This is a genomic window from Nocardia sp. GTS18, from assembly GCF_013839555.1.
GTDB classification, from domain to species: Bacteria; Actinomycetota; Actinomycetes; order Mycobacteriales; family Mycobacteriaceae; genus Nocardia; species Nocardia rosealba.
In genome coordinates this window covers 18,585-31,541 of the sequence record NZ_JACBIU010000032.1, presented here as the reverse complement: position 1 = coordinate 31,541, position 12,957 = coordinate 18,585, and the positions used below count along the sequence as shown (strand labels likewise).

The 12,957-nt window shown below is 67.8% G+C and carries 11 protein-coding genes and 1 tRNA gene; 6 read left to right on the top strand and 6 right to left on the bottom strand.

From position 1 onward, the window contains the following. The first annotated feature begins 3 nt into the window (after positions 1-3). Positions 4-777 carry a MerR family transcriptional regulator gene (locus tag HYG95_RS20760; RefSeq protein WP_181700211.1) on the top strand — a complete coding sequence of 258 codons (774 nt, stop codon included), beginning with the start codon at positions 4-6 and terminating at the stop codon, positions 775-777. A gap of 35 nt (positions 778-812) precedes the next feature. Here HYG95_RS20760 and HYG95_RS20755 read toward each other — a convergent pair whose 3' ends face one another. Then, positions 813-1,511: a DUF6636 domain-containing protein gene (locus HYG95_RS20755; protein ID WP_181700209.1), complete on the bottom strand. Its 699-nt coding sequence runs from the start codon at positions 1,509-1,511 to the stop codon at positions 813-815. Between the two features lie 258 nt (positions 1,512-1,769). Between HYG95_RS20755 and HYG95_RS20750 the strand changes: the two genes are divergently transcribed. Both HYG95_RS20750 and HYG95_RS20745 read left to right on the top strand, forming a co-directional pair. After that, the gene (locus tag HYG95_RS20750; protein WP_370465864.1) at positions 1,770-2,414 is read left to right on the top strand and encodes a histone deacetylase; all 645 of its coding nucleotides are present in this window, start codon (positions 1,770-1,772) and stop codon (positions 2,412-2,414) included. 34 nt (positions 2,415-2,448) lie between these two features. Continuing rightward, a complete protein-coding gene (locus HYG95_RS20745; protein ID WP_181700207.1) occupies positions 2,449-3,861 on the top strand; it encodes a lipase maturation factor family protein in 1,413 nt (470 codons plus the stop codon). A 38-nt stretch (positions 3,862-3,899) separates the two neighbouring features. On the opposite strand, the gene HYG95_RS20740 is transcribed toward HYG95_RS20745, so the two are convergent. Further along, positions 3,900-3,972 (bottom strand) — tRNA-Gly (locus HYG95_RS20740). 222 nt (positions 3,973-4,194) lie between these two features. Here HYG95_RS20740 and HYG95_RS20735 point away from each other — a divergent pair. Beyond that, positions 4,195-4,611 (top strand): hypothetical protein, encoded by a 417-nt coding sequence (locus tag HYG95_RS20735; protein WP_181700206.1) that lies wholly within the window; start codon positions 4,195-4,197, stop codon positions 4,609-4,611. 52 nt (positions 4,612-4,663) lie between these two features. Here the strand turns inward: HYG95_RS20735 and HYG95_RS20730 are convergent, their stop codons facing one another. Then, positions 4,664-5,425 (bottom strand): lysophospholipid acyltransferase family protein, encoded by a 762-nt coding sequence (locus tag HYG95_RS20730; RefSeq protein WP_181700204.1) that lies wholly within the window; start codon positions 5,423-5,425, stop codon positions 4,664-4,666. 65 nt (positions 5,426-5,490) lie between these two features. Between HYG95_RS20730 and HYG95_RS20725 the strand changes: the two genes are divergently transcribed. Then, positions 5,491-6,378, top strand: coding sequence for a hypothetical protein (locus HYG95_RS20725; protein WP_370465863.1), 888 nt, complete (start codon positions 5,491-5,493; stop codon positions 6,376-6,378). A 114-nt stretch (positions 6,379-6,492) separates the two neighbouring features. Then, positions 6,493-8,028, top strand: a complete 1,536-nt coding sequence (locus HYG95_RS20720; RefSeq protein ID WP_181700202.1) for a Rieske 2Fe-2S domain-containing protein — start codon at positions 6,493-6,495, stop codon at positions 8,026-8,028. Between the two features lie 61 nt (positions 8,029-8,089). Here HYG95_RS20720 and HYG95_RS20715 read toward each other — a convergent pair whose 3' ends face one another. The 3 genes from HYG95_RS20715 to HYG95_RS20705 are packed head-to-tail and all read right to left on the bottom strand — an operon-like array spanning position 8,090 to position 12,946. Next, the gene (locus HYG95_RS20715) at positions 8,090-9,136 is read right to left on the bottom strand and encodes a Gfo/Idh/MocA family oxidoreductase (RefSeq protein WP_181700199.1); all 1,047 of its coding nucleotides are present in this window, start codon (positions 9,134-9,136) and stop codon (positions 8,090-8,092) included. A 46-nt stretch (positions 9,137-9,182) separates the two neighbouring features. Then, positions 9,183-11,099 carry a protein kinase gene (locus HYG95_RS20710; RefSeq protein WP_181700197.1) on the bottom strand — a complete coding sequence of 639 codons (1,917 nt, stop codon included), beginning with the start codon at positions 11,097-11,099 and terminating at the stop codon, positions 9,183-9,185. After that, the gene (locus HYG95_RS20705; RefSeq protein WP_181700195.1) at positions 11,096-12,946 is read right to left on the bottom strand and encodes a serine/threonine-protein kinase; all 1,851 of its coding nucleotides are present in this window, start codon (positions 12,944-12,946) and stop codon (positions 11,096-11,098) included. Before HYG95_RS20705 ends, HYG95_RS20710 begins: the two co-directional genes overlap by 4 nt. Positions 12,947-12,957 lie beyond the last annotated feature (11 nt).

Below are 12,957 nucleotides of genomic sequence, written 5' to 3'. Positions count from 1 at the left end.
CCCATGCGCAACGGGGTGACGATCGGACAGGCGGCGGTGTTCGTCGGGGTCACGGTGAAAACGGTTCGGCACTACCACAAGCTGGGGCTGGTCACCGAGCCCGAACGCGACAGCGCCGGGTACCGGCGCTACGGGTCGGCGGAGCTGTTGCGGCTGGTGCAGGTGCGGACGCTGGCCGGGGCCGGGGTGCCGCTCGCGGAGATCGGTCCGCTGCTCGAGTCCGACGCCGACCAGTTCGCCGCCGCTATCGCCGAGGTGGAACGTCAACTCACCGAACGCATCTCGGAACTCACCGCCCGCCGCGACACCCTGCACCGGCTCTCCGACGGCAACCGGGCGCTGCTGCCCGACCGCGCGGTCGCGCTGCTCGCCCGGATGCCGAGCCTCGGGTATCCCCCGGCCGAGATCGCGGCGGCAAGGGAAGGGTGGGTGCTGGCGCGGGCGCTGGTCCCGGAAGGATTCGACGACTACCTCGCCGATGTCGAGAACGCGATCGAGGACCCGCGATTCGTCACCCTGCTCCGTCGCAGCACCGACATCGAGGCGTGGGCACCCGACGATCCCCGGCTCGACGAACTCGCCACCGAAATGGCCGAGCATTTCCTCGCCAACCCCGCGCATCTGCGGATCGTGACCGGCCTGCAGGCCCGCACCGAGGCCGCCACCCGCTACCAGCTCATCGCCAACCACGGACACCAGGAGACCTCGGCCGCCGGGGTGCTCGCCGCGCTCGTCGAGACGAAACTGCGCGCGGCGGGCATCGGCATTCCGAGGTAGCCGCCATCCGGATTCCGCGGTGTGGCGGCGAGGGTTCAGAAGGTGTGCTGGTCGTCGGCCGAGATCGCGAAACCGTGACCACCCGACATGCAGCGGACACCCTGCGAGGACGAGCTGCAGGTGTAGCCGTTGACGGTGAGGGATTCGGCGTAGTTCAGCACCACGCCGCCTGCGGGCGAACCGTCCTGTGGAATACCGACGAAGATGCCCTGGCTGGTGCACAGGAGTTCCGACTTGCCCTGGTAGAGGTGCGCGGCGACCTTGCGGTCGGGTGCGTCGGTGCAGTTCGGCAGTTTCGGCGAAATGTAGTTCGTGGAGGCCAGCTGACAGCCGACACCGTAGGGAGCCTGGGTGAGGATGCCGCAGTAGATGTTCCCGGACGGTGACCGGAAGTAGTGGCCGCCGTCGAGCTGGAACTTGCTCGCGTCGACGGGGGTGAAGCCGTCCTTGCTCGGAGCCGGGACGGCCGTCGGTTTCGGGGTATCCGGTGCCTGGGTGTCGGGGCTACCCGCCCCCGGCGAACCCGCGCCGGGCGAACCTGTCCCCGGCGAACCCGCGCCAGGTGAGCCGGCACCAGGCGCGCTGGACGGCTGACCCGTGCTCGGTGCGGGCGAGGCATAGGTGGCCGAGTGCTGAGTGGTAGTGCTCGGCAGGCTCGAACCCGACTCGGTGCCGCAAGCGGTGAGCCCTCCGGTCAATGCCACAACAGCTGCCAGCATGAGGACTGTACGCATGAAAACATCTCCGCTCGTTTGGCTTTCCCGACCGAATGGTCATTCGTTCAGAACGCGGCTAACCGTTACAGTCGAGCCCCGTTATCTCGTGTCGCTGCATTGTTTTCGTCGATCTCAGCCTGTCCCGACTGGCAGTTTCCAGACCGAACGTTCTAGATACTTGCGTCCTTCGGTTTTCCCGCCCACGCAGGGACAATCGAAGGGGTGGATCAATCCGTTTCTTCGGCATTCGAACCGTGACTGATCAGGAATGAGCCTGTGACACAACAGATCTGGTATGCGGCATATGGCTCCAACATGTGCGCGACCCGCTTCGACTACTACCGGCTCGGTGGCACACCGCCCGGCACGGACCACCTCTACGCAGGCTTCCGCGATCCCACCCCACCCGCGAAGACCACCGCGCTCACCGTGCCCGGCACCGTGTATTTCGCCTGGCAGAGCCCGGTGTGGACCGGCGGCGTCGCCTTCTACACCGACCAACCCGCACCCGGGTGGCCGAACGGTGCCGTCGCCAGGGGGTATCTGCTCACCCTCGACCAGTTCGCCGACCTGCTCGACCAGGAGATGTACCGCACGCCCGGCCGCGGCTTCGACCTGGACCGCGTCGTCGACCAGGGCAGGGTCCGGTTCGGGCCGGGACGCTACGAAACCGTCATCCACCTCGGCGACGAAGACGGCGTACCGATCCTGACGTTCACCGCGCCATGGTTGCCGGAAAGTGTTGCCCTGCAACGCCCGTCGGCCAGATACCTGTCCATGATCGGGGCCGGACTACGCGAAGGTCAGGGGTGGGACACCGACCGGATCGTCGATTACCTGCGGGTGCGGCCCGGTGTCGCCGGACAATGGGACGAGCGCGAACTGCGCGCCGCCCTGTTATCGACGCACGACACCGGGTAGTCCACCGGAGGGCAGATCTCCCAGGAGCGAGCGCATGGAGTGGTTCGCGGCACCGGAATACTGGTACGGCAGGCTGATCTTCCAGCGCGGCCTGGCGGTGATCTACGCCGTCGCCTTCCTCACCGCCGCACTCCAGTTCCGGGCGTTGCTCGGCGAGCGCGGCATGCTGCCGATTCCGCGTTTCCTCGAGCGTTCGTCGTGGCGGCGGTCGCCGAGCCTGTTCCATCTGCGCTATTCGGATCGGCTGTTCGCCGCCGTGTCGTGGACGGGGGTGGTGCTCGCGGTCGCGGTGGCGGCGGGTCTGGCCGACGCGGTGCCGCTGTGGGCGGGCATGCTGCTGTGGTTCGCACTGTGGGTGCTGTATCTGTCGATCGTCAACGTTGGTCAGCTGTGGTACGGCTTCGGTTGGGAATCATTGCTGCTCGAGGCCGGTTTCCTGGCGATATTCCTCGGCAACGACACCGTCGCCCCGCCGCTGCTCGTGCTGCTGGCCGCGCGGTGGCTGTTGTTCCGGGTGGAGTTCGGGGCAGGACTGATCAAGTTGCGCGGCGATCCGTGCTGGCGCGACCTGACCTGCCTGTACTACCACCACGAAACCCAGCCGATGCCCGGTCCGCTGAGCTGGTTCTTCCATCACCTGCCCAAACCGCTGCACAAGGTGGAAGTGGCGGCCAATCACTTCGCCCAGCTCATCGTGCCGTTCGGGTTGTTCGCACCGCAGCCGGTGGCGAGTATCGCGGCGGCGATCGTCATCGTCACCCAGCTGTGGCTTGTGCTGTCGGGCAATTTCGCCTGGCTGAACTGGGTGACGTTGCTGCTCGCCGCCACCGCGCTTTCGCTGCCCGGCGGACAGTCCGCACCCGCTGCGCACGGATGGTTCGTCGGCGTCTGCATCGCCTACGTGGCCGTCGTGGTGGTGGCGAGCTACCGGCCGGTGCGCAATATGCTCTCGCCGAATCAGCAGATGAATGCCTCCTTCGACCCGTTGCACCTGGTCAACACCTATGGTGCGTTCGGATCCATCGGCCGCACCCGCTACGAGATCGTACTGGAGGGCACCGACGACACCCACCTCACCGACGACACCGTGTGGCGCGAATACGCGTTCAAAGGCAAACCGGGCGACCCGCGCCGCATGCCACGCCAGTTCGCGCCCTACCACCTGCGCCTGGACTGGCTGATGTGGTTCGCCGCGATCTCCCCCGCCTACGCCCGCTCGTGGGCGCTGCCGCTAGCCGCGCGGCTACTGCGCAACGACCCCGACACCCTGCGCCTGCTCGGCCCCAACCCGTTCCCCGACGCCCCGCCGCACTATGTGCGGGCCCACCTCTACGAATACGAGTTCAGCACCCCGGCCGAACTGTTCGGGCAGCGAATCTGGTGGCGGCGCACGCTGATCGGCGAGTTCCTGCCGCCACTCACGCGTGACCGCTTGAACCGGTACTGACAGCAGAAAAGCCCGGCATCCAGGCCGGGCTTTCGTTGAGCGGATGACGAGATTCGAACTCGCGACCCTCACCTTGGCAAGGTGATGCGCTACCAGCTGCGCTACATCCGCGTGCACGTCCTCGGCCCGATCCGGGCCTCGTGGTGCGAGAAGGAACTCTAGCGTGTGCTCCCCCGAAACACGAAATCAGGCCCCCTTGACCACTGCTCGGATGGTCTGCCGCTCTGGCGATCGGGCACATCGTTAAGCCCGCAATAAGAATGCGGAAGCCGTTGCGCGGGAGACTTATTCGCAGGTAGGCAACCATTGCCGCCACTCAGGGGAGGTAAGGGATTGAAGACTCTCGGACTGCTCACCGCCGCCGTGGCTGTGACGACCGTCATGGTCGCGGGACCCGCGAACGCCGACATCACCGATGCCGTCGGATTCGTCGACACCACCGACAACGGTGGCGAGGAGGGTTTCAGCGACTACGCCATCGACATCAACCACCCCGGTTCCTGCCTGGTGGTGCAGAACCACACCGGCGGCCGGGTCCGCATGCGGTTGGACTACCCGACCAGCCGGGGTTCCTGGTTGTTCGACCACGACGACGTCAAGATCGTCACCCGCGAGGGCAACGCCGTGAAGTCGCCGTCGGGCCGGTGGCATGTGCGGGTGAACCCGCCGATCACCCCCGTCTGGACCTACGACGCCAACCGCAACGCCAGTTGGGGCTGCAACGGCTCGTGGGTACTGAGCATGAACTGATCGGGGGGTGTCGGGCCCGGAGCACAGATCTGCTCCGGGTCCGACGCGCGTCTCAGTTCTCGGGGTTCGCGCGCTGAGCGGCCTTGCGCGCCAAACGTTCCGCGGCCTCGGCGTTGTCGAGGGCGGTGGCCTCCTCCAAGGAGGGAGCGCTGCCGCCGAGGCGCTTGGGCACCCAGTAGGCGCCGGGCTCGTGTTCGTAGTCCTTCTGCAGGTCGGCGAGCATGGCCTGCATGGTTCCGCGCAGCTCGGCGGTCAGGTCGCCGACGGGTTCGTAGGGCTTGATCGGCTTGCCGACGGCGATGGAGATCGGGGTGTTGGTGCGGCCCAGGCGCTTCGGGAAGCCTTTGGTCCACACGCGCTGGGCACCCCAGATGACGATCGGGATGATCGGCACGTCGGCCTCGAGCGCCATGCGGGCCGCGCCGGACTTGAATTCCTTGATCTCGAAGCTGCGGCTGATGGTCGCCTCGGGGTACACGCCGACGAGTTCGCCGTCGCGCAGGTACTTCACCGCCGACTTGTAGGAGTCGGCGCCCGCCGTGCGGTCGACCGGAATGTGTTTGAGGGCGCGCATGATCGGGCCGGAGATCTTGTTGTCGAACACCTCCGCCTTCGCCATGAACCTGATGTAGCGCTTGGGGGTGCGCGCGGGCAGGCCGGCGTAGGTGAAGTCCATGTAACCGGTGTGGTTGATCGCCACCACGGCACCACCTGTCGCGGGGATGTTTTCGGCCCCCTTGACGGTGAACTTCAGACCTTCGAGGAAGAAGACGGTTCGGGCCAGGCCGATGATCGACCGGTAGACGGGTTCCACAATTCAGCTAGCGTAGTCGCAGATCGCCGCTTCCGGCACCCGGCCAAGGAATGAGGAACGTCGAAGTGCAACGCGCTCAGCTGCCCCCGTTTGCTCCGACCCGCCGTGCCAGCGCGCTGGCCGCGGGACTGACCGCCGCCGCGCTGATCGCCGGCTGCGACTCGGTATCGGGCATTCCGGGCGACGAACCGGTGGCCGCGCCTGCCACCAGCACCTCGGCAGCCGCCTCGTCCTCGACCGCCACCGAGGCCGCGACCACACCGGTACCGACCACCGAGCCGCTGCCCGCCGACGCACCGCAGGTCGGCGCGGTGGCGGGCAATCCGGATGCCGTGACCGCCGTGCGCCGCTGGGCCGCCGACCTGCGCTCGTCGACCGTCACCGAGCTACAGGCCAAGTGCTGGACCATCCCGCCGCGCACCGTCGCCGACATGTACGTCGACCCGCAGTCGATCCTCGCCGCCCTGAGCAGGCCGGGCACCGCCACCGCCGACACCGTCACCTGGCGCAACGCGACGACGACGATCACCGTGGAACAGCGCGACATCGCCACGGGCTACGCCTGCGGCCGGGTGTTCGCCGCCGGTGTCGAGCCGGGTTACGACGAGGCCGACGCGCGTCACACCGTTCGCCGTTACCTGGCCCGCGCAACGGGCAAACCTCTCAACCCGGACGACACCGAACAGATCCACCCCCTGACCTGCGCGGCGAGCTCGGCCACCTGGGACCCACAGGGCTCCGGCAACCCCACAGCACCCCCGCTGGCCACCGACTCGGGCAAAGTAGGCAATGTCACCTCCTTCGCCGACCAAGAGCTATCATCCGAACGAGTTCAGGGGGATTACCTGGCGGTTCAGGTCCCGGTGACCACCTCCCCCGGGGGCACCAGGACGCGCACATTCACCGTCGTCTCGACCCCCGAGGGCTACTGCATCGGTGATGTAACGGTTTAGCCACTACCCTTGTTGGCTGGTGCCGCCGCAGTGGTCAGAGCTCGGCGGCGGCTCGCGTCACCAGGTCGAGCCCGGTGCGTCGGCGAATCAGATCCTGGTAGGAGGACATAGCTCGTGCAGATCACCAGTGTCGGACATGCTGGCTTCCACATCCGAACCGAGGCCGGGACCATCCTGTGCGACCCGTGGGTGAACCCCGCCTACTTCGCGTCGTGGTTCCCGTTCCCGGACAACACCGGCCTGGACTGGGCGGCGCTCGGCGACGTCGACTACCTCTATGTCTCGCACCTGCACCGCGACCACTTCGACGCCGCGCTGCTGCGCGAGCACGTCAACAAGGACGCGACGGTCCTGCTGCCCGACTACCCGGTGCCGGATCTGCGCCGCGAACTCGAGGCGCTCGGCTTCACCAAGTTCTTCGAGACCGAGGACTCGGTCAAGCACACCGTCACCGGGCCCAAGGGTTCGCTCGACATCATGATCGTGGCGCTGCGCGCGCCCGCCGACGGCCCCATCGGTGACTCGGGCATCCTCGTCTCCGACGGCGAGACCACCTGCTTCAACATGAACGACGCCCGCCCCGTCGACATGGACGTGATCCACGACGCGTTCGGGCACATCGACATCCACCTGCTGCAGTACTCGGGCGCCATCTGGTACCCGGCCGTCTACGACATCCCCGCGCGCACCAAGGCCAACTTCGGCAAGCAGAAACGTCAGCGCGGCATGGACCGGGCCCGCTCCTACATCGAGCAGGTCGGCGCCACCTGGGTGGTGCCCTCGGCCGGTCCGCCGGTGTTCCTCGACGACGAACTGCGCTACCTCAACGACGACCGCGGCGACGAGGGCAACATCTTCCCCGACCAGATCGTGTTTCTCGAGCAGATGGAGATCCACGGCAACAAGGGCGGGATCCTGATGATCCCCGGGTCCGTCGCCGACGTGCGCGGTTCCTCGTTGGATCTCACGCACCCGTTCGACCCGCAGCGCATCTACGGCGACAAGGCCGCCTACATCGCCGACATGGCCGAACGCTTCGCCCCCGTGCTCGCCGCCGAGAAGGCGACGTGGGAGCAGGGTGAGGGTTCGCTGCTCGAGCCGCTGCGCGAGCTGTTCGAGCCGATCATGAAGCAGAGCGCGCTCATCAGCGACGGCATCGGTTACCCCGTGGGCCTGGTGCTCGGCGAGGAAACCATCGTCCTCGACTTCCCGCAGCGCACCGTGCGCGAGCCCATCGAGGGCGAAGGCCGCTACCGCTACGGCTTCCGCATCGCCCCCGAACTGGTACGCACCGTGCTGCGCGACGACGAACCGGACTGGGTGAACACGATCTTCCTGTCCACCCGCTTCCAGGCGTGGCGCATCGGCGGCTACAACGAATTCCTCTACACCTTCTTCAAGTGCCTCACCGACGAGCGCATCGCCTACGCCGACGGCTGGTTCGCCGAGGCGCACGACGACTCGGCCACCATCGAACTCGACGGCTGGGAAGTGCAGCGCCGCTGCCCGCACCTCAAAGCCGACCTGTCGAAATTCGGTGTGGTGGAAGGCAACAACCTCACCTGCAACCTGCACGGGTGGCAGTGGGACCTGGAGTCGGGGCGCTGCAAGACGTCCAAGGGGCACGAACTGCGGTCCCAGAAACTCTGAGGTTCGGATTCGGGACGGGCGGTGCGTGACGGCACCGCCCGTTTCTCGTTTCCGGCGCGGTTCAGTCGTCTTCGGGCGGGGTGGCGACGTGGCGGGCGTATTCCAGGATGCGCAGAGTTTCCACGGCGTCGCGTGGGTCCACCGGGACCGGTGCCTCGTCGAGTAGCGCGGCGGCCATCTGCGCGTAGAAGGCCGGGTAGTCACCGGGGAGGGTGGGGATCGTCTTCAGGTCCTCGCCTGCGCCGAAGATGCCCCATTTGTCGGGAGTGACTGTGCCCCACGGTTTTCCGTCGTCCGGGCGGCGGCCGGCACGCAGGTCGTCTTCCTGGGGATCGAGGCCCGAGACCGTGTAGCCGTTGGTGGAACCGAGCACGCGCATGCGTGGACCCAGTTGAGGCGCAACGGCACTCATCCACAGGTGCGAGCGGACGCCGGAGGCGTGGGTGAGGGCGACGAAGGCGTCGTCGTCGGCCTGCACGTCCGGGCGGCGCTGGTCGAGTTCGGCGTACACCTCGGTGACCGGGCCGAAAAGGGCGAGTGCCTGATCCACCAGGTGACTGCCCAGATCGAACAGGATCCCCGCCCCGTCCTCGGCGGAGCCGACCTCACGCCAGCCGCCTTTCGACACCGGCCGCCACCGCTCGAACCGCGACTCGAACCGGCGGACCTCGCCGAATTCGCCCCCCTCCATCAGCGCTTTCACGGTCAGGAAGTCGTTGTCCCAGCGGCGGTTCTGGAAAACACTCAGCGGCAGCCCCGCCCGCTCCGCCACCGAAACCACCTCGTCGGCATCGGCCGACTTCACCGCGAACGGTTTGTCGACCACCACCGGCAACCCCGCGACCAACGCCTTCACCGCCAGCTCCGCATGCGTCCGGTTCGGTGTCGCGATCACCGCCAGATCCACATCGTCGGCCTCGGCGAACATCTCCTCCGCGCTCTCCCACACCCGCACCCCCGGATGCTGCGCCCGCGCCTGCGCGGCCCGCTCCGCCGACGACGTCACCACCGCCGCCACCCGCATCCTCGGCTCCGCCGCGATCAACGGCGCATGAAACACCGCCCCCGCCAACCCGAACCCGACAACCGCAACCCCGAGCTGATCCATCCCGACCCTTCCGTCGACGATCCCCGCCCGAGTATCCCCTCCTTGCTCACCGCTTCGGTAGTTTCTCCACGGCCTGGCGCAGGAATGTGGTGGCGATCGAGCAGGATTGGCCGGTGCCTTGCGGCATTCCTTCGACGGTCACCTGCACCGTTTCCTCCCCGGCATTCGGCACGAGGTAGGCGCGGGTGCATTCGATGAGGCCGTCCTTGCGGTAGATCTCCATACCGTCGACGCGCAGCACCTGGGTGTTCTTGCCCGTGGTCACCGGGCTGGTGCGCAGGAGTTGCAGGTTCAACCGGACGCGCGCGTCCCATTGGCAGGTGTGGGCGTCGGCGATGGTCGGTGCCGGTGGGAGCGGGCCGATACTCTCGGCTACGGCATCGCGGTCGAGCAGGGTGCAGGGTTCGAGCAAGGCGAGAGGTGACGGCTGCTCGGCCTGCGGGGCCGTGGTCAGCGAGCGGGCCAGCGCGGCAGCCACGTGGTCGACACCCGCGCAGTCCTTGACCGAAGGTGGGGTGAGCAGCGTGAGGACGATGCCCGCTTCGCGTTCGTCGCCCGGGCTCGCGATGGCGCGCACGCACCCGGACGGACTGCCGTGGGTGATCGGAACACCGTCGACCACAGTCTGATTCAGGGTGAGGTACTCGTCTTCCTTACCGAGCTCCAGATTGAGGATGTACTTGCCCGAGTCGAGGGAACATCCCCAGGGGCCGGTCTGTCGCGTTTTCCAGGAGTCGGCAGGGAGCGGAGTCGGTGCCACGGGGACCTCTGTGCCGATCGCGGACGTCAGCCAGGCGCAGGCATCGATGCGGCGCAACTCGGCCAGGGTCAGGCCGGTCACCGGACCAGGTTCACTCTCCGGACGGGTGACGAAGTAGGTGAGCCCGACCAGCGCGAGCAACACCACGACCAGCCCGCCCGCGATGCCGATGCGCGCTCGAGCACTCGCGCCTATCCACCGCTCACGACCGTATTCCGGTGCGTTCCTCGCTGTTTGCCGGAGCGAGGTCCACTTGGCGCCGACGGCGCCGGCGAACGGCTTCGCCTGCTCCGGTTCCGGTGGAGTGAGGGCAGGTGCGGCGGCACGCAGCGCCGAGATCTCCTGCTGCACCCGTCCGATGTCGTCGAGAACCGGTGCGGGCCAGGGCGGCGGGCCACTCGGTGCACCACCGAGATACTGGAGGATCTGTGCGGGCGTGGGCCTGGCCACCGGGTCTTTGCGCAGGCATGCGGCCAGCATCTCGTAGAGCGGTTCGGGCACCCGGCTCAGATCGGGTTCGCGATTGGCGATATTGAACAGGGTGTACGGCACCGACGGCGCCGCGAACGGTGCCACTCCCGACGCTGCGTAGGCCAGCACCGAGCCGAGCGCGAAAACATCGGCGGCGGGGGTAAGTTCCAGACCGAGTGCCTGTTCGGGTGCCAAGAAGTCGGGCGTGCCGATGGTGGTCGCTGTTCCGGTGGTGGACAGGCCTGCCGCAGGAGTGACGCCGATATCACCCAGGCGCCCACCGTCTTTCGCCAGCAGGACGGTGTCGGCGCGCAATCGCTGATGTACCAACCCGGCGGCGTGCACGGCGCCGAGAGCGGACGCCAGTGCGGCGGCCAAGGCACGCACAGCGGGGACCGGCAGCGGGCCGTGCTCGGCCACAGCCGCATCGAGCCGCACACCAGGCACGAAAAGCGATGCCAACCAGGGCTTGTCGGCATCGGCGTCGACATCGATCACCGTGGTGTTGGACGGCCCGGCGACGCGCATGGCGGCAACGGCACTGTGCCGCAACCGCACCCGGAATTCGGGTTCCGCGAGCAGTTCGGGGCGCACCTGCCGCACGACCACGAGCGCGTCGTCGGGGCCGGTGGCGAGCACACTGTGGTCACCGGCTGACGGGTCGAGCGCGCCGATCACCCGGTATCGGCCGATGGTCTGCGGATCGTCCGGGCCCGGTGGATGAATCGTCATGAGGGAGGCAACTTCTGGAGGACGGATTCGAGCACGGGGGTGGCGAGGGCGCAGGGGCCGGCGGGGGGTGAAGACGCGGCGTGGTATGTCACGGATATCTGCTCGGCCAGGTCGTCGCGGCTCGGCCGCGTCATGACCAGAAAATCACACACGGTGGCGTCGTCACGGCCGACGTAGACCGTGCGATCGCCGATCGTCCTGGTCGTCGGGTGGGCGTTGCCGGTCCGAACACTGTCAGGTCGGGTCTTTTCGGTGAGGTCGAGATAGAGGGAGCCGTCGGTGCCCCAGAAATTGCAGCTGTGCGGCGCGCGGGATCGCTCGGAATCGCCTACCGCGGCACGGACAGCCGCCATATCGACGAGGGCACACGGGTCGAGGGCGAGGATCGAGTTGTCGGGGTAGTCGCGCAGCGGAGGGTCGACCGACAGGCGCCGGACGATGGCAGCGAGAGCTCGCTCGGCCACCGGACACCCGTCACCGCCCGGCACGCTCGCGGTGACGGAGAACACCGTCTGCCTGCCGCTCTGCTCCTTGACCGAACGACGGCAGGAGGCGGACTCCCGCTCGTCGCCGAGCACCGGCATCCAGTTGATGGTCTGCCCGAGCGGCGGGTCGTTGGCGTAATCGGGCCGGGTTGTGTCGAGCGAGATGTTGATCTCGCGACCGGCGGGATCGCGATACGTGGACCGGCAATCGGAGGGGCTGTACCCTTCCACCCCGCTGACGGAGGTGCCGAGTTCACCGATCACCTGCGGTGTCAGAAGCGCGCAGATGTCGAGGCGCCGGGTCTCCTCCTCGGTCAGCGCCAGCGGCGGGTCGTCCATCGCGACCGCGGTGCCGTCCCGGCCGATGCCGACCAGTGCGATGCAGCCGAGGACCAATACCGACACCACTGCCGCCGCCGCTGCCAGGCGCGGCAGCTTCCGATCGGGTCGCGACTCCTCGACGGCCGCTACCGACGCGGTTCCGTTGGCCCACGCCGCCGCCTCCGCCTGGTGATCGGCGATGCGGCGACGAATACGCACCGGCCACACGGGTTCGGCGTCGATGCGGGCCGCGGCGTCGAGCAACTGCTCGGGAGTGGGTCGCGCGGCCGGATCCTTGGCGAGACACGCGTCGACCAGCGAACGGATCGGTCCGGGGATCGCGGTGGTGTCCGGCGTGCCGTAGAGGACGTTGTAGAGGGCCTGCGGTGTGGACGCCGCCGCGAAGGGGCTCGTGCCGGTAGCCGCCATCGCCAGGATCGCACCGACGGCGAAGACATCGGAAGCGGCTGTGAGCGTGCGGCATTCGGCCTGCTCGGGCGACATGTACGCGGGCGAGCCGATCACGGCGCCGGTGGCGGTGAGGGTGACGTCGTCTTCGACGGCGCGGGCGATGCCGAAGTCGATCACCCGTGGACCGTCATTGGTGAGCAGGACATTGCTCGGCGTCAGATCCCGGTGCACCAGACCGGTGCGGTGGATTTCGAGCAAGGCCATCGCCAGGCCCGTGGCCAGCAGTTTCAGACCGCTCACCGTCAGGGGGCCGAACTCGGCGACCATGTCCTGCAGTGCCGGTCCCGCGATGTACTCCGAAGCGAGCCAAGGCGTTTCGGACTCGGCATCGTGGTCGATCACGCCCGCGGTGTACGCACCGGTGACCTGCTGGGACGCGAGCACCTCCCGCCGAAACCTGGCGCGGAACTCCGGGTTGCCGGTGAACTGCTGATGGATCTGCTTCACCGCGACCAGTCGGCCGTCCGGTGCCTGCCCGAGCAACACTTGGCCCATGCCACCCCGGCCGAGCACGGCCAGCAGCCGGTAGCGGCCGAGCTGCGCGGGATCACGTGGCCCCAGCGATGTCATGCGCGCTTCAC

Coding starts and splice junctions, on each gene's coding strand:
- HYG95_RS20760 (WP_181700211.1), top strand. CDS start 4: ATGCGCAACGGGGTGACGATCGGACAGGCGGCGGTGTTCGTCGGGGTC.
- HYG95_RS20755 (WP_181700209.1), bottom strand. CDS start 1,511: ATGCGTACAGTCCTCATGCTGGCAGCTGTTGTGGCATTGACCGGAGGG.
- HYG95_RS20745 (WP_181700207.1), top strand. CDS start 2,449: ATGGAGTGGTTCGCGGCACCGGAATACTGGTACGGCAGGCTGATCTTC.
- HYG95_RS20715 (WP_181700199.1), bottom strand. CDS start 9,136: ATGGATCAGCTCGGGGTTGCGGTTGTCGGGTTCGGGTTGGCGGGGGCG.
- HYG95_RS20710 (WP_181700197.1), bottom strand. CDS start 11,099: ATGACGATTCATCCACCGGGCCCGGACGATCCGCAGACCATCGGCCGA.
- HYG95_RS20705 (WP_181700195.1), bottom strand. CDS start 12,946: ATGACATCGCTGGGGCCACGTGATCCCGCGCAGCTCGGCCGCTACCGG.